Here is a 17551-nt window from a genome sequence, read left to right on the forward strand (position 1 = left end):
TAATGCTTAAAAAGAAAACGCATGAATGAAATATGACAAGCTGTTGTCATATTTATTTGCGTTTGTTGCAAAATCAGACAAACAGTTTTTACTGTATTTGTCTTATTCTATCTATATGTTTTTATTTGAATAAATAAAAAATCAGGGCTAAATTATCGCAAAAAACGGCAAGAAAATGTATTAAAAACATGAAATTTTGGCTTTATGTGACAGTGCTTTGTCATATAATTGTCATAATTTAATTAAACAATACAGGGGATTTTATTATCCTCTAGCCGTCTACATGAATTCAAATCTTCCTCCTGTTTCGGATTCACCGCTTGCCGACTCTTCGGCACAATCGACGAATGTACATGTACCAACACCAAAATTCTTTATGCCGGTGTTCCTGACGATCATTGTCGCGACATTGATTTACATTGGTTTTCAGGTAAGTGCAGATTTGGCACACGTGCCACCTTTGAGTTTATATTCCGTTATTCTTTTATCGACGGCTCTTTTCATTGCTTTAGGCTTTGAATTTGTAAATGGTTTCCACGATACAGCGAATGCTGTAGCTACCGTTATTTATACCAATGCTTTGCCTGCTCCAGTGGCAGTCATGTGGGCTGGTTTCTGTAACTTCTTGGGAGTTATGGTTGCAAGTGGTGCAGTGGCATACGGTATTATCGCGTTACTTCCTGTAGAAATGATCATGAATGTCGGCAGTGGTGCTGGCTTTGCTATGGTCTTTGCTTTGCTTATCGCGGCGATTCTATGGAATCTTGGAACATGGTTTTTAGGAATTCCTGCGTCTAGCTCGCATACTTTGATTGGCTCAATCTTAGGTGTGGGTATCATGAACCACTTTTTAAATGCATCGACTGGTGCAACGAGTGGAATTGATATTGATCAAGTGATTAAAGTCGGTAAGGCTTTATTGTTCTCTCCTTTAATTGGTTTTGCTTTTGCTGCGATCCTGTTTCTATTAGTAAAGAAAATCTTTAAGCGTCAAATGGAGTTATTCCAACCACCAGTTGGTAATAAGCCACCACCACCATTGATTCGTGCGATCTTAATTTTCACTTGTACTGGTGTAAGTTTTGCGCATGGTTCAAATGATGGTCAGAAAGGCATGGGGTTAATCATGTTAATTTTGATCGGTTTGGTTCCATTGGCTTATTCTTTAAATAAGAACCTTGATGCACATCATTTACAGTCTTTTGAACAGCTTTCAGTTCAGACTGCAACCGTTTTGAATGTTAATCAAAATGAGCTATCTGATGAAAAAGCCCGTGATGTATTGACGAAATATATCCAAACTAAAGAACAAACGGCTGAAGTTGTACCAGCACTAGCAAGTATGACAATGCATTTAGGTGAGCGTGTAGCAACTTATGGTGATCTTAAAGCGATTCCTGAAGGTGCTGTAAGTGAAATCCGTAATGACATGTATTTAAGCACGACAACATTCAAGCGCTTAGATAAAGCTGAAGCTTTACCAGCGATGGATAAAGACCAAGAGAAAGTTGTTAAAGAATACCGCAGTAACTTGGATTCATTCCTTCAATATATTCCTAACTGGGTAAAAGTTGCAGTAGCACTTGCACTGGGTCTAGGGACGATGGTGGGTTGGAAGCGTATTGTTGTGACTGTTGGTGAGCGTATTGGTAAAAATCATATGACTTATGGTCAAGGTATGTCTGCTGAGCTTGTTGCGATGAGCACGATTGCTGCTGCGGATGGTTTAGGGATGCCTGTGTCTACAACTCACGTATTGAACAGTGCGGTTGCAGGTACAATGGTTGCTAATAAGTCAGGTCTAAACTTTGCGACTGTGAAGACAATTCTTTCAGCATGGATCTTTACACTACCTGCGACGATTGCATTATCAGGCGGACTATATTGGTTGTTCCTGCAGTTTGTATCTTGATACATCAACACAAATATAAAATCGTTTCTTTAAAAGCTTTGCTTCGGCAAAGCTTTTTTTATGTCTATCATAGATGAGTTCAGTTACTTAATTAGATGTAGAGATAAAAATAAAGCATAGCTCATTAAATTGAACGAATATCTGGTTCTGAATCTCTTAATCAACGTTAAAGTGTGTAGCAACTGATCATATTATTTATAAGTGTTTTAATATCTTGTTCTGTAATGAGTTGGGCAAAATAAGAGGGTGGAAAATAGGGTTTATTCCCCAAACGGGGAATGTTTTTCTACAAAATTATCTACTAGTATTAACTTGCCTATGTATTAAGTTACTCTTCATAAAGTAACTAAGTTTGATTTCATTTACACTCCGCCATTCTCTGAAATAGAGGGTGGCTTTTTTTAGCTTTTAATAGAGATAAAGTTATTTTTGCTATTACCGCATCATAACTTGCCCATTTAGAGTGATTAAATTTAGCAAGTCATGCCTTGTATCATCTAAAAAGTGTTCTCTGTCGAAATGAGAGCTGAGTAGCTCGCAATGTGAAATGCCAACAGACCCTAAATTGAGCCATAAAAAAAGAGCTGACGAAGCAGCTCTTTTTGTTTTTTCAAGCTTTATGCTTGTTGAATACCAGCAACAACCCAATCTTGTTGAGAGCCAGCAGGTTTTACAAAATGCCAAATCTCAGTAAACGGTTGCGGTAAGCTATTTAAATCTTCACTTACTGTACCTGTAAAGCGAACACTTACAACGTATTGACCGTTTTCTGTCGTGCTTTCAACAACCATTGCATTTAAATTACTAAATTCAGCTACATCTTGGTCTTGGTTTGCCACGATGTCACTGTACATTGAGTTATAAAGTTCAGGCGTTAAATAACGACGAATTTCTTCAACATTGCTTGCGCTATTTACGGATTGGATATGATTGAAACGTTGGCGTGCGATACGTAAGAATGCAGCAGGCTCAGTGCCATCTGGTAGCTGGTTTCCGCTATTCATAGATGCGGCACCGAAAGGCGCTTGTGTTGCAGCACCACCAGCGACGGATTGACCAAAGATATTGGTGTTATCGCCAGATTGACGAGCTGTTGATTGAGGTGAGCTAGGGCGGCCAAAATTGTTTTGACCGCTATTGTTTGGAGCGTATGGGTTATTGGCTGCTAATTTTTTTTTTGCGCCTAATTTGCGGAATACAAAGAAGGCGATAGCAGCTGCAAGAAGAACCCAAAGCCAGCTAGGAATGCCACCTTTTTCCTCTTGTTGAGCTTGTTCAGCAGCTTGTTGTTCAGTTGCAGTTGGATTTTTATCATCAGCAAGCGCATTTGCAGCAACAGCACCTACAGCAGCACCTGCCACACCAGCAGCAACCATTGAACCTACACCAGGACCTGATTTTTGTGGAGCAGTTGTTTGTTGTTGAGTCGGAGTCGCTTGACGAGGTTGTTGGTACGACTGGCTAGTTGAGCTAGAACGGCTCATACCATGACTTTTACCGCCACCTGCACGTTTTGCTTCTGCAATCGGTGCTGCAACCAAAGTCGCCATTAATAAAGCTGCCATCAAGCCACGCTGATGTACTTGCATCGAAAATTCCTATTTAAATCCAATTTGTCAGTGTATTTATGCAGGCATTTGTCAGTAATTTCAACCAGAAAAATATGTTTTTTTATTAAGGATTTATTTAGCTCACATTTATGGTTGTTTTAAGATTATAGCCTATTGATAATAAACAGTAAGTTTAAGCTAATTTATTATTTTAAATAGAGTAATTATAGCGGAGTGAGATTTAAGCCTATAATTTGAAATAGGAGCTGTAAAGGATAAAATCACAATAGATTTTATTTTAAAATATAGAAAACAGCTTTCTACGCTTTACATTAAAATCAGACTTATTGAAATTTTATCCAAGCATACAAATGATCAAGCAGTATTGCTTATACCATTAGCTAAGTTCGTCACTTAACTGCATTGCTTCAGTTAGTGCTTCATGTAAGCGAGCGACAGAAATGATCTGGACTCCCTCAATTGATTTTTGAGGTGCGTTGCCTCTAGGTAGAATCACATACTTAAAGCCATGCTTTGCGGCTTCTTTTAAACGTTCTTGTCCATTCGGTACAGGACGAATTTCTCCTGATAAGCCCACTTCACCAAAGACAGCTAATTGTTGAGGCAAGGCTTTACCGCGAAGACTAGAAGCACAGGCGAGCAAGACGGCGAGATCTGAGCCTGTCTCAGTGATTTTTAAACCACCGACGACATTGACATAAACATCTTGTCCCGAAGTTTGTACGCCACCATGACGATGCATGACTGCGAGCAGCATATTGAGACGATTCTGCTCTAAACCAAGTGCAACGCGTCGAGGTTGTCCGTGAGCATCATCTACCAACGCTTGTACTTCAACCAATAATGGACGCGTACCTTCGCGGCTAATCATGACGATTGAACCCGGAATCGCTTCATCATATCGACTGAGGAAAATAGCAGAAGGATTAGCAACTTCACGAAGCCCTTTATCGGTCATACCGAATACACCCAGTTCATTGACTGCACCAAAACGGTTTTTTACTGCACGAATCATGCGATATCGCGAGTCAGATTGCCCCTCAAAATACAACACACAGTCAACCATATGTTCGAGTACACGCGGACCTGCTAAAGCACCTTCTTTGGTGACGTGACCTACTATGAATAGCGCAGTTCCACTATTTTTCGCGAAGCGTGTGAGTAGGGCTGCTGATTCACGGATTTGAGAAACACCACCCGGAGCTGACTGCAAGGTTTCTGTGTATAAGGTTTGAATCGAATCTAAAATAGCAACGGCAGGTCGTTCATGTGCCAATACTTCACAAATGCGTTCAACACAGGTTTCTGCCATAACCTTGAGTTGATCTGTCGGTAAGTCTAAACGTTGTGCGCGAAGGGCTACTTGGGAAAGAGATTCCTCACCTGTAACATAGAGTGCAGAACTCTTTGCTGCTGCCATGTGCGTTGCTGTTTGCAATAAAATTGTAGACTTTCCAATCCCGGGATCACCACCGATCAGCACAACAGAACCTGTAACTAAACCACCACCGAGTACGCGATCAAATTCGCCAATACCTGTTGCAAGACGTGTTTCATGTGAAACCGAAACTTGATTTAATGTTGTAATGCTTGCTGCTTGACCAGCATAGCCACCGCCCAACTTAGTTTGACCGCGATGCGTCACAACGGGTTCAATACGCACTTCAACGAGACTATTCCACTCGCCACATTCAGTGCATTGCCCAGCCCATTTTGGATGATCTGCACCACATTGTTCACAGCGGTAAACTGTTTTAACTTTTGCCATATTTTAAATTGAAAATTTTCTATAAATTAGTTAAAAAGTATAGTAATTACGAAAACGATGCGTCGAGTCCATTTTTCTTAATAAGGAATAAAGAAAAAGGGCGTTTTTCGTAACTCATTGGTTAAAGGGAAGTGCTCAGAAAAATAACATGATATAAGACTTTTACAAGTAAGATACAGTGTGTTTTTGAGTCAAAATATTTGTTCAATTCACTTTTACCATGGAAGGTCTGCGAGCAGTTGTTCAATTCTTGTCATATAACGCAGGTTGAATGGCATAGATATTGCTCCTGCTCAGACAAATGAAAATATATCATTTGCTATATTTTCAAATTATATAAAAAGGTTGATGTTTATGAGTGCAGCAGAAATTGTTGATTGGGTAAATGGAATTATTTGGAGCAAAGCTCTAATCTATTTATGTTTAGGTGCAGGTTTATTTTTCTCGGTTTTAACGCGATTTGTCCAAGTCCGACAGATCAAAGAAATGATGAAGCTTCTGATAAATGGATCTTCATCAGCACAAGGTATTTCATCGTTTCAGGCACTGGCAGTTTCGCTTTCAGGACGTGTGGGTGTAGGTAATATTGCTGGGGTTGCCGCAGCAATTGGTTTTGGTGGTCCGGGCGCTGTATTTTGGATGTGGGTTGTTGCCTTTTTAGGTGCGAGTACAGCTTATGTCGAATCAACCTTAGGTCAAATTTATAAAGTTGAGTATCAAGGTCAGTATCGTGGTGGGCCTGCGTTCTATTTTGATAAAGGTTTGGGACAACGTTGGTTAGGTATTCTTTTCGCCATCGCTGCAATTATCTCTTGTGGCTTATTCCTACCGGGTATCCAAGCAAATGCAGTTGGTAATGCTTTTACTCAAATTACGGGGGAAGGTGCGGTTGTATTTGCAGGTATTGGTGCTTATAAATTACTAGCATTGGTTGTCATTGTAACACTGTTAGCCATCATTATTTTTGGTGGTATTAAACGTATTGCACGTTTCGCAGAGTTTGTTGTTCCATTCATGGCTGTTGGTTATATCTTGATGGCGCTAGTGATTGTGTTTATGAACATTCATGAACTTCCTGGCGTAATCAAAATGATCTTTGCAGATGCATTCTCTCCAATGGCGGGTATTGGTGCTGCAATTGGTTGGGGCGTAAAACGTGGTGTTTACTCAAACGAAGCGGGTCAGGGTACTGGTCCACATGCTGCGGCAGCTGCCGAAGTTCAACATCCTGCACAACAAGGTTTTGTCCAAGCATTCTCTGTATATGTTGATACCTTATTTGTATGTTCAGCAACAGCATTTATGATCCTCATTACGGGTATGTATAACGTACAAGGAACTTTAGAAGCTGGAAGCTTTATTGTACAAAACGTAGGTGCAACGATTGAGATTGGTTCTCCTGCATTCACTCAAATGGCTGTAAGCACTGTATTCGGTGGTTTTGGTCAAATCTTTGTTGCATTAGCGGTATTCTTCTTTGCGTTCACAACAATCGTTGCGTATTACTACATTGCTGAAACCAACATTACTTATCTTAGCTATATCATGAAGATGCCATCATTGATGTTCATAACTAAGTGCTTCATTATGATTGCAGTAATTTATGGTGTGATTAGTGCGACAGGTTATATCTGGGGTATTGGTGATATCGGCGTAGGTTTAATGGCTTGGATTAATATCATTGGTATTATCTTGACCTATTTCATCTGGAAGCCAACCATGAAAGCATTGAAAGACTATGAACAACAGCAGAAAGCTGGCGTAAAAGAGTTCACTTTCGATCCAGTGAAATTAGGTATCCGTAATGCAACTTACTGGGAAGAGCGTTTAAAGAAACAACAAAAGAATGACTAAATATTGAAGGATTCATTAAGTAAAACTTAAAAAAGCAGCCATATAGGCTGCTTTTTTATTGTCAATATTCGGATTTTCTAAAAACTGCTGTGTCAAAAAAGTGCATTGTATTGCTCCATTCTTGTGCGTATTATCGATGCCCATTGTATCTCCCATGAAATATTGAGTAATACACACAAAGAATTGGTTAGCTAGAAGCCTATCAAGAATACTTAGCAGAAAAGATGCCTATAAATGGTGCAAGAGTATTTGGGGTTGGCTCTGAGCTAGCTCACTAAGAATACTGGAGCGGTTTTGTAAAAATGTCGAATCAAAATCTGAGTGAGTCTGTAGAACAAGACGGACTTCACCGTAGCTTATCCAATCGACATCTACAGTTGATTGCGATTGGCGGAGCAATCGGAACGGGATTGTTTATGGGGTCAGGTAAAACAATTAGTTTAGCTGGTCCATCTATTCTGTTTATTTACATGATGATTGGTTTGATGGTGTTCTTCGTAATGCGTGCATTAGGAGAATTATTATTATCCAACTTAAATTATAAATCCTTCATCGACTTATCTACTGATTTAATTGGGCCTTGGGCTGGTTATTTTGTGGGTTGGACCTACTGGCTTTGTTGGGTCACGATTGGTATTGCAGATTTATCCGCAATTATTTATTACCTTGAGTTTTTCAATGGTGGTGAATCTTTTGGTGCAGCAGAAGGATTATTGATTAGTACGGTTGCCATTCTATTCGTACTTGGTTTGAACCTTGTCACTGTCAAATTATTCGGTGAGATGGAGTTTTGGTTTGCGATGGTCAAAATCACAGCAATTATTGTATTAATTGCTGTGGGCTTATGGATGATCTTTACAGGTTTTACTAATAATTTAGGAACAACGGCAAGTGTCAGTAATTTGTGGACACATGGTGGTTTATTTCCTAAAGGATTGGATGGTTTCTTAGCTGGTTTCCAGATCGCAATTTTCGCCTTTGTTGGGGTGGAGTTGGTAGGTACAACGGCAGCCGAAACACAAGATCCGAAACGAAATCTTCCTAAAGCAATTAACTCGATTCCAATTCGTATTATTATTTTCTATGTGTTGGCCTTGTTCGTTGTCATGTGTGTAACGCCTTGGGACCAAATCAATCCTAAAGTCAGCCCTTTTGTAAATATCTTCTCTCAAGCGGGTATTGCTTCTGCGGCGATTATTATGAATTTGGTGGTATTGTCTTCGGTAATGTCATCGATGAATAGTGGCGTATTTTCTACAAGTCGCATGTTGTTTGGCTTGTCTGTAGACCGCCAAGCACCAAAGTTATTCGGTAAGTTGTCTAAGTCTGCTGTACCAGCCAAAGCATTGATTTTCTCATCAATCTGTATCTTCATTGGTGCATTCGTACAATTTGTTTATAAGTTGAAAACGGGAACAAATGATGAAGTCACAGCATTTACCTTAGCGACGACTTTATCAACGATTCTGTTTATATGTGTTTGGATGATTATTATGTGGAGTTATATTAACTACCGTAAGAATCGTCCTGGGCTTCATGCACAATCGACATTTAAGCTTCCAGGTGGAATTGCAACCTGTTGGGTTGTGATCGTATTTTTCCTTGCAACGATTTATTTCCTTGCTTTGGATGAGACCACTTTAGAGGCATTAAAAGTCAGTCCTATTTGGTTTGTAGTATTGATCATTGGTTATTTCTTTGCGAAAAAGAAATAGGCAGAAACATTCGATAAGAAAAAAACGCCAGCATAAGTTGGCGTTTTTTTATGTTTGGTCTTTAGCCAATCCTATGATCACGCTATACTGCTGCGAATTGTAAAAGTTAGGTGCTCAGATGCTTAAAGTCATTTGTTCGATCAGTTTATTACTGAGCAGTGTCGTGTTAACAGCATGTGGTCAATCAGGTGCATTGCAATTACCATCTGATCCAAATCATGACAAACGTGCCAAATATCTGCTTTATAAAAATGAAGCATCTCAAAGTAAAGCTTCATCTGATGTAATTACAGAAGATCAGAACACAGCTTCGACGACTCAATCTCAGACAATCTCACCTTAAGTTTGTAAATAAGGACATCTTCATGGGTTTCACTCGCATTAATGGAGTATTGCATGCTGAGCAATGTTCATTAGATCAGCTCGCACAGCAATTTGGCACACCTTTATATGTTTATTCAAAAGCAACTTTGGAGAAGCATTATTTAGATATGCATCGTGCTTTTGATTTCATTGATCATCAAATCTGTTTTGCGGTGAAGTCAAACTCAAACTTAGCTGTTCTGAATGTTTTAGCAAAATTAGGCGCTGGTTTTGACATCGTTACAGGTGGTGAGCTAGCTCGTGTACTTGCGGCTGGCGGTGATCCTGCAAAAATTGTCTTTTCTGGTTTAGGCAAATCTGAATCAGATATTGAAAATGCATTAAATGTTGGCATAGCTTGTTTCAATGTGGAGTCGCATGCCGAGCTTGATCGTATTCAAAAAGTTGCGGCAAAACTAGGTAAAAAAGCGCCAATTTCTTTGCGTGTGAATCCTGATGTTGATGCAAAAACACATCCCTATATTTCGACTGGTTTGAAAGAAAATAAGTTTGGTATTCCGAGTGATACGGTAGATGAAACTTATCAATATGCTGTATCTTTGCCGAATTTAGATATCGTTGGAATTGATTGTCATATCGGTTCACAATTAACAGAAACAAAGCCCTTTGTGGATGCGCTTGATCGTGTTGTCGTGATGATTGAGCAGTTAAAAAAATTAGGTATCAATCTTAAACACATTGATATCGGTGGTGGCTTAGGTGTTCGTTATAAAGATGAAACGCCACCAAGTGTTGCAGAATATGCAAACTCGATGCGTCCAGTATTAGAACAACTAGGTTTAAAAGTTTATATGGAACCGGGACGTAGTATTTCTGCCAATGCAGGTGCATTACTCACCAAGGTAGATTTATTAAAACCGACCAATCATCGTAACTTTGCCATTATTGATGCCGCAATGAATGACTTGATTCGTCCTTCTTTATATGAAGCTTGGATGGATATTCAATCAGTTAACCCAAATCCTGAAGTTGAAACAAAGACGTGGGACTTGGTTGGTGCAATCTGTGAGACTGGCGATTTCTTGGGTAAAGAGCGTGATTTAGCACTACAAGAAAATGATGTCCTAGCCGTATTAGGTGCAGGTGCTTACGGTTTTGTAATGAGCTCAAATTATAATACGCGTGGTCGTGCTGCTGAGATTATGGTTAGCGGTGATCAAGCCTATTTAATTCGTGAGCGTGAAACAATAGAATCTCTTTGGGAAAAAGAGCGTTTATTGCCTGAGGAGTAAATTGAGATGTATTTAGAATTTACCAAAATGCATGGTCTGGGCAATGACTTTATGGTCGTTGACCTTGTTACCCAACGAGCTTATTTAGACACGGTCACGATTCAGCGTTTGGCTGATCGTCATTTCGGCGTTGGTTTTGACCAACTGCTGATTGTTGAGCCGCCTGATTTACCTGATGTTGACTTTAAATATCGTATCTTTAATGCGGATGGTTCTGAAGTCGAGCAATGTGGTAACGGCGTGCGTTGTTTTGCGCGTTTTGTACATGAGCGTCAACTCACGACCAAAACCAAAATTCGCGTACAAACTAAGGCTGGCATCGTTGAACCTGAATTGGGTGCAAATGGATGGGTTCGTGTGAATATGGGCTATCCAAAGTTCTTGCCACAAGAAATTCCTTTTGTTGCGGAAGAAAATGAAGATGCTGAAGGTTTGTATTCATTGGCTTTAGCTGAAGAGAAGAGCATTAACATAGATGTCGTGAATATGGGAAATCCCCATGCGGTGACGATTGTTTCTGATGTGTTGACTGCTGATGTTGAGCGTATTGGTCCACAAGTGGAATCACATGCGCGTTTTCCTGCACGTGTGAATGCTGGATTTATGCAAATTTTAGATGAAAAGCATATTCGTTTACGTGTATTTGAGCGTGGTGTCGGTGAGACTTTGGCCTGTGGTACAGGTGCTTGCGCAGCAGCAGTCAGTGGTATGCGCCGTGGCTTACTTGCCAATGAGGTTGAAGTTCAACTGGCTGGTGGAAAACTACATATTGCTTGGCGTGAAGGTGATGTAGTTTGGATGACAGGTCCAACTACGCATGTTTATGATGCACGTTTGGATTTAAGATATTTCCAAAGTTAAAATTAGATCAAATAAACACCCATTATTGGGTGTTTATTTTTAGAGAGAATAATAATTTTAAAGGATGGCTATGAATAATCTTGTTTTTCTAGCTGGTGCATCAGGCAATACCAAATTTTGGACTCCCTTGATCGAAAAACTTCCTGAAAGTTATATAAAACAAGTGATTGCTTACCCAAGTTTTCATGGTGAACCAGCACATCCAGATATAAATAGTTTTGATGATTTAACGAGTTATGTGATTGAGCAGATTCAACAACCGTCTATTCTCATTGCCCACTCCATGGGCGGAATTTTTGCTATTGCAGCAGCATTAAAAAAGACACATTTGATTAAAGGCTTAGTTTTGATTGCAACCTCTGGCGGTATTAATTTAGATCAGTTTCAAGTCCAAGATTGGCGACAAGGCTATCAAGCCGAATACTTGCAATATCCAGATTGGTTTGTAACAGCAAATATAGCCTACGAAAATTCATTAACTGATATTGATATAAAAACTTTACTCATTTGGGGAGATCAAGATCTCATTAGCCCTGTTCCAGTTGGACAATATCTTAATCGTATTTTGAAAAACTCAACGTTATATATTGTCAAAAATGGTGATCATCAACTTGCAGAGAAATATGCAAATGAAGTTAGCCTGCAAATTAAGCATTATTTAGAGGAATTATCGTTATCAAACTGAAAAAAGCGTACCAACATAAAGTGGTATACTTTTTTATCTTTTACTGAATGCGAGTTTTAAAGCAAATACAATAAAAATGCTGCCTGTGATGCGATCCATATACTGAATAAACTTAGGTCGCTTTAAATAGCTAGAGACTGACTGCATTGCAGCAATTAAAAAAACAGACCAAATAAATCCTAATATGACATGGATAGAGACAAGACCCATCGTCCAAATTACTGGAGAAGATGATGGGGGGATAAATTGTGGAAGAAATGAAATATAAAAAATACCAACTTTGGGATTTAATAAATTTCCCCAAAACCCTCGTATGAACCAATTTTGAGTTACTGCTGTTTCATTGATATTTGCAAGTTGAGTACGTGGTTTTAAAATAAGATTGAGACCTAACCAAGCAAGATAAATTGCTCCAGCCCACTTCAATACATTGAACGCAAGATCAGACGTCATCAACAGCGCACCTAAACCACAGGCCACAATAATACCCCATGCGACACAACCTAAATTTATTCCTAAAGCAGCTTGAAAAGCTTTCGCTCGACCTTCTAGTGTTGCTGTACGAATGATAAGCGTGGTATCAAGGCCAGGCGTGATGGTAAGTACCGTGATTGCAATAAAATATGGAATAAGTATCGTTGACATTTTGGGGGCGCTCAGTAAAGCTTGAATTCGATTGTATTACATCAATAATTGTTCGAGGAGTACTATTAGTGCTATTTAGGAAATATTTGTTAAACTTTAATAATTGGTGATTCAGGTCAGAATGGAGAGCGAATTGGAAGTCCCAGAAAAACTGCTGTCCATGTGGTTAAAAGAACGAATTATTCAAAATCAGTCTGAACATACGATTTCAGCATATCAACGTGATCTAACTGACTTTTTTAAATTTTGTGAAAATAAGCAATTAAATTTGCAAGATGTTGAAGCTTCAGACTTGAGGGAGTATTTGGCGGCGCGTGTTGAGCGTGACCAATTGAGTTCAAGCAGTTTACAACGTCATTTAACCTCTATTCGTCAGTTTATGAAGTGGGCAGAGCAAGGTCAGTATTTAGCACAAAATCCATCAGAAGACTTTAAGTTAAAACGCCAGCCAAGACCTTTACCGGGACTAATTGATATCGAAACGGTTCATCAAATATTAGATCAGGCTTTGCCTGAAAAACCGATAGAGCAGCAACTTTGGGCAAGAGATAAGGCGATATTGGAATTATTGTATTCCAGTGGTCTGCGTTTGGCTGAGTTGCAAGGATTAACCATTAAAGATATTGATTTCAATAGACAGCTTTTACGGATCACAGGTAAAGGAAATAAAACGAGAATAGTTCCCTTCGGTTCCCCAGCAAAACAAAGCTTGATTGATTGGCTGAAGATTTATCGTATTTGGCAAGGTAACTTCACTGCTGAATCAGCGGTTTTTATTTCTCAACGGGGTCATGCATTAACACCTCGGCAGATTGAAAATCGAGTTAAGCTGCAAGCGCAACGCGCTGGTGTAAATATCGATTTACATCCACATTTATTAAGACATTGTTTTGCTAGTCATATGCTGTCAGCCAGTGGAGACTTACGTTCAGTACAAGAAATGCTCGGACATAGCAATTTATCGACCACGCAAATTTATACACATGTCGACTTTGATCAGTTGGCAAAAGTTTATGATCAAGCACATCCACGGGCGCAAAAGAATGAACATTGAAAAATACCCACAACCATTAGATCAAGTCGAATTTAGGCATTGTTGTGAATTAATTGATGAGATTTTGCATGGTTATCGAGCAGTTATAAATCAAAGCTATCAAGGTTATTTAAATCACTGTAAGCGTGTGGCGGCATGTTGTTTGATGTTAAGTAAGGATGACAGTAAAGAAACACTGCGTAAAATTGCGATTGCTTCGGCTTTTCATGATATTGGTATATGGACTGCACACACTATTGATTATATTAAACCTTCGGTTGAGGAAATGCGGCAATATCTTGTATCAAATGAGTTGTTAATGTGGGAAAAAGAAATCACATTAATGATTACTGAGCATCATAAGGTCACTAAGGCTGAATGTTCTCAATATCATTTAGTTGAAAAATTTCGACGGGCTGATTATGCCGATTTCACACTTGGGTTAGTTCGATCAAATATTCCATTGAGTAAATTTCATAAATTGACAAGAGAATTCCCAAATAATGGTTTTCATAAGACCTTAATTTATTTGGGAATAAAACGCTTATTGCAAAAACCATGGAGCCCACTACCGATGTTTAAATGGTAGCTAGAATTTATGATTGTGCTTTAGATAAACTTTGAACGATACATTATGTTTCAAATGCGGTTGATTAATAATCAGCTGTATACACACTTTATCGTTAGAGAATGTTTAATTCGTGTTCTTACTTTTTTGCCAAGTTTTAGTAAAATGAAAAATGTGTTAAAGCATAAGTCAAACTGATTAATTTGGGTTTTAAGCATTAAATCAATTTTGTGTTTTTTAGATCATTGAATTTATTAAAATATTAAATAAATCAAAGCATAATAATTTTAATTTAATTGTTCTGAATTGCATTTATCAAACTCAAATTTTATTTAGTGAACTGAGCATTTCATCTTTTTTACAGGCATAGCGGAAATTCTGACTTGACCGAAATGCCAAATACATTGCAAGATAGGGCACCTAAAAAGTTTCAATCGAAGAGTTAGAATACTCTTCACTACATTTACTTGCTTAGAACAGCCGAGGATTACATGAAGGCTCTTGTTGCTGTAAAACGTGTGGTTGATGCCAACGTTAAAGTTCGTGTTAAGCCGGACAATAGTGGGGTTGACCTTACCAACGTTAAGATGTCAATTAACCCATTCTGTGAAATCGCAGTGGAAGAAGCGGTTCGCTTAAAAGAAAAAGGAACGGTTTCAGAAATCGTTGTTGTTTCAGTGGGTTCTAAAGACGCGCAAGAACAAATTCGTTCTGCAATGGCTTTAGGTGCTGACCGTGGTATTTTAGTTGAAACTGCTGATGAAGTTGGCGCTTTAGAAGTTGCTAAGATTCTTAAAGGCGTTGTTGATGCTGAAAAACCAGAACTTATTCTTCTTGGTAAACAAGCAATCGATGATGACTCTAACCAAGTAGGTCAAATGCTTGGTGCTTTACTTGGTGCAGGTCAAGGTACTTTCGCATCTGAAGTTAAAGTTGATGGCGGTAAAGTTCAAGTTACTCGTGAAATCGACGGTGGTTTACAAACTGTTGAGCTTGCACTTCCTGCAATCATCACAACTGACTTACGTTTGAATGAGCCACGTTATGCTGCTCTTCCAAACATCATGAAAGCTCGTAAGAAGCCTCTTGATACTAAAACTCCAGCTGATTACGGCGTTGCAACAGGCACTAAGCTTAAAACTGTTAAAGTTGAAGCACCTGCTGAACGTAAAGCTGGCGTACAAGTGAAGTCTGTAGACGAGCTTGTTGAAAAATTGAAAAATGAAGCGAAAGTGATCTAAGGGAGTAAAATCATGAGTATTTTAGTTATCGCAGATCACAACAACCAAGCTTTGAATGGTGCAACTTTAAACGTTGTTGCAGCAGCTCAAAAAATTGGTGGTGACATTACTGTATTAGTTGCTGGTTCTGGCGCTCAAGCAGTTGCTGACGCTGCTGCTAAAGTTGCTGGTGTGAGCAAAGTATTGCTTGCTGACAATGCTGCTTATGCAAACCAACTTGCTGAAAACGTTGCTGGCTTAGTTGCTGACATCGCGAAAGGTGGTTACAAATACGTATTAGCTGCTTCTACAACGACTGGTAAGAACCTTCTTCCACGTGTTGCTGCGCTTCTTGACGTAAGCATGATTACAGACATCATTGCTGTAGAATCTGCAAATACGTTTAAGCGTCCTATCTATGCAGGTAACGCGATTGCAACTGTTCAATCTGACGAAGCAATTATCGTTGGTACAGTTCGTGGTACTGCATTTGATGCGGTTGCTGCTGAAGGTGGTTCTGCTGCAGTTGAAGCTGTTGCTGAAGCAAACGATGCTGGTATTTCTAAGTTTGTTAGCGAAGAAATCGTTAAACTTGATCGTCCAGAATTAACTGCTGCTCGTATCGTAGTTTCTGGTGGTCGTGGTGTAGGTTCTGGTGAGAACTACCATAAAGTACTTGACCCATTAGCTGATAAGCTTGGTGCAGCACAAGGTGCTTCACGTGCTGCGGTTGATGCTGGTTTCGTACCAAACGACTTCCAAGTTGGTCAAACTGGTAAAATCGTTGCGCCTGATCTTTACATGGCGATCGGTATCTCTGGTGCGATCCAGCATTTAGCTGGTATGAAAGATTCTAAAGTTATTGTTGCGATCAACAAAGACGAAGAAGCGCCAATCAACAGCGTTGCTGACTACTGGTTAGTTGGTGATTTGAACACTGTTGTACCAGAATTGGTATCTAAACTTTAATTCTTTGAATTAAGTTGAAAAACGCTCCGAAAGGAGCGTTTTTTTATGATTAAAAAAATCTGAATAATATGTATCGCGTCCTAAATTCTATTATCAAATTAAGTTATTGTTTTAATCTTAAAGTGTACTTGTTAGTACACTTTTGCTAAAATTAGCTTTTATCCAATTTGGATAGGTTATCTCCTGATGAAATTTGATATGCGTTTTGATGCTAAGGCGCTATTTTTGCTTAGCTTAGTATTGCTTATTCTCCTGATCTCTATTACAAAAGTTGAGTGGTTATTGACGTGGAATGTACATTTAATCGAGGATGTACAAGCTTTAATCTTACTTCTATGTGTGCCTTTTACTTGGTTCTATATGAAGCCTAAAAGCCTATCAGATCAAAAGAAATGGTTTTGGATGTGGGCTATCGCATGGTGGTTTATGTTTTTTGGGCGGAGTATCAGTTGGGGGCGTGACTTTTTCCCTGATGTTGCAAAGATTTACTTTAGAGCCATCTCTGTGGTTGTGATTGCACCAGTCGTATTTATGCTTTTCTCATCGAAATTACGTGCTGAGATTGCGTATAAAGTACGCTTTGTCAGGTTTCCATTTTGGTATTTAATGATAGCAATCGTATCTTTATTTTTCGCCGACTGTGTCGAGCATCATCGTCTTATTGGTTCATGGCTATTGACTGATCTAGCGAGCCAAGATGTTGTAGAAGAATTATATGAAACACCATTTATTTTTGCGTTATTTTCTGCTGCTCTTTTCTTTATGCAGCAAGATCGACCAGTTGAGGTTGATATGGCAATGGTGTGTACAGAATCTAACTAAGATTTAAAAAGCCTGCAGCTATTGTTCTAGATTAGTGGGCTTTAAAATCTATATTGCAATCCTAGGAATCATTATTTTTACAAGCCGTTTTGTTTATATTTTAATCAAATTGGGTCTTTAATTATTCGTATCTTTTCCAATCCAATTCAATGTTTTTAACTTGTTAATTCTAATAAACTTTTTATTGTAAAAAAATGCTATTTTCCGATTGCTGTACTCCCCGTTTATATGACCTTTATGCTATAATTTTTCGCTGTATTTTTTATTTTTAGTTCCAATTTCTGGGCTAAATTTTTGCAAGATTGAAGACAT

The 17551-nt window shown here is 38.9% G+C and carries 16 protein-coding genes; 12 read left to right on the forward strand and 4 right to left on the reverse strand.

Features of this window, described 5'->3' with window-relative positions:
* The first annotated feature begins 283 nt into the window (after nt 1-283).
* Nucleotides 284-1912 (forward strand): inorganic phosphate transporter, encoded by a 1629-nt coding sequence (locus F959_RS06270; RefSeq protein ID WP_004878432.1) that lies wholly within the window; start codon nt 284-286, stop codon nt 1910-1912.
* A gap of 617 nt (nt 1913-2529) precedes the next feature.
* On the opposite strand, the gene F959_RS06275 is transcribed toward F959_RS06270, so the two are convergent.
* Nucleotides 2530-3501: a Tim44 domain-containing protein gene (locus F959_RS06275; RefSeq protein WP_004878433.1), complete on the reverse strand. Its 972-nt coding sequence runs from the start codon at nt 3499-3501 to the stop codon at nt 2530-2532.
* A gap of 358 nt (nt 3502-3859) precedes the next feature.
* A complete protein-coding gene (gene radA / locus F959_RS06280) occupies nt 3860-5251 on the reverse strand; it encodes a DNA repair protein RadA (protein ID WP_004878434.1) in 1392 nt (463 codons plus the stop codon).
* 354 nt (nt 5252-5605) lie between these two features.
* Between radA and F959_RS06285 the strand changes: the two genes are divergently transcribed.
* Nucleotides 5606-7105, forward strand: a complete 1500-nt coding sequence (locus tag F959_RS06285) for an alanine/glycine:cation symporter family protein (RefSeq protein ID WP_004878435.1) — start codon at nt 5606-5608, stop codon at nt 7103-7105.
* A gap of 15 nt (nt 7106-7120) precedes the next feature.
* Here the strand turns inward: F959_RS06285 and F959_RS16955 are convergent, their stop codons facing one another.
* Nucleotides 7121-7249 carry a hypothetical protein gene (locus F959_RS16955; RefSeq protein ID WP_004878436.1) on the reverse strand — a complete coding sequence of 43 codons (129 nt, stop codon included), beginning with the start codon at nt 7247-7249 and terminating at the stop codon, nt 7121-7123.
* Nucleotides 7250-7407: 158 nt separating this feature from the next.
* On the opposite strand from F959_RS16955, the gene F959_RS06290 reads away from it, so the two are divergent.
* From F959_RS06290 to F959_RS06310, 5 genes are all read left to right on the forward strand, one after another.
* A complete protein-coding gene (locus F959_RS06290; RefSeq protein ID WP_004878437.1) occupies nt 7408-8820 on the forward strand; it encodes an amino acid permease in 1413 nt (470 codons plus the stop codon).
* 118 nt (nt 8821-8938) lie between these two features.
* Nucleotides 8939-9163 (forward strand): LPS translocon maturation chaperone LptM, encoded by a 225-nt coding sequence (gene lptM, locus F959_RS06295; protein ID WP_004878438.1) that lies wholly within the window; start codon nt 8939-8941, stop codon nt 9161-9163.
* Between the two features lie 22 nt (nt 9164-9185).
* Nucleotides 9186-10436, forward strand: a complete 1251-nt coding sequence (gene lysA, locus F959_RS06300) for a diaminopimelate decarboxylase (RefSeq protein ID WP_004878439.1) — start codon at nt 9186-9188, stop codon at nt 10434-10436.
* Nucleotides 10437-10442: 6 nt separating this feature from the next.
* Nucleotides 10443-11297: a diaminopimelate epimerase gene (gene dapF, locus F959_RS06305; protein ID WP_004878440.1), complete on the forward strand. Its 855-nt coding sequence runs from the start codon at nt 10443-10445 to the stop codon at nt 11295-11297.
* Between the two features lie 70 nt (nt 11298-11367).
* On the forward strand, nt 11368-11982 hold the full coding sequence (locus tag F959_RS06310) for an alpha/beta fold hydrolase (protein WP_004878441.1): 615 nt from the start codon (nt 11368-11370) through the stop codon (nt 11980-11982).
* A 33-nt stretch (nt 11983-12015) separates the two neighbouring features.
* Here F959_RS06310 and F959_RS06315 read toward each other — a convergent pair whose 3' ends face one another.
* The gene (locus F959_RS06315) at nt 12016-12627 is read right to left on the reverse strand and encodes a LysE family translocator (protein ID WP_004878442.1); all 612 of its coding nucleotides are present in this window, start codon (nt 12625-12627) and stop codon (nt 12016-12018) included.
* 160 nt (nt 12628-12787) lie between these two features.
* Between F959_RS06315 and xerA the strand changes: the two genes are divergently transcribed.
* The 5 genes from xerA (at nt 12788) to F959_RS06340 (ending at nt 17239) form a co-directional block, all read left to right on the forward strand.
* Nucleotides 12788-13681 (forward strand): site-specific tyrosine recombinase/integron integrase, encoded by an 894-nt coding sequence (xerA, locus tag F959_RS06320; protein WP_017196828.1) that lies wholly within the window; start codon nt 12788-12790, stop codon nt 13679-13681.
* Nucleotides 13671-14249 (forward strand): HD domain-containing protein, encoded by a 579-nt coding sequence (locus F959_RS06325; RefSeq protein ID WP_004878444.1) that lies wholly within the window; start codon nt 13671-13673, stop codon nt 14247-14249. Before xerA ends, F959_RS06325 begins: the two co-directional genes overlap by 11 nt.
* A gap of 470 nt (nt 14250-14719) precedes the next feature.
* Nucleotides 14720-15469: an electron transfer flavoprotein subunit beta/FixA family protein gene (locus F959_RS06330; protein WP_004878445.1), complete on the forward strand. Its 750-nt coding sequence runs from the start codon at nt 14720-14722 to the stop codon at nt 15467-15469.
* Nucleotides 15470-15481: 12 nt separating this feature from the next.
* Entirely contained in the window at nt 15482-16417 is a 936-nt protein-coding gene (locus F959_RS06335) for an FAD-binding protein (RefSeq protein ID WP_004878446.1), read from the forward strand.
* 186 nt (nt 16418-16603) lie between these two features.
* Nucleotides 16604-17239 (forward strand): hypothetical protein, encoded by a 636-nt coding sequence (locus F959_RS06340; RefSeq protein WP_004878447.1) that lies wholly within the window; start codon nt 16604-16606, stop codon nt 17237-17239.
* Nucleotides 17240-17551 lie beyond the last annotated feature (312 nt).

Source organism: Acinetobacter venetianus RAG-1 = CIP 110063, assembly GCF_000368585.1.
Taxonomy (GTDB): Bacteria; Pseudomonadota; Gammaproteobacteria; order Pseudomonadales; family Moraxellaceae; genus Acinetobacter; species Acinetobacter venetianus.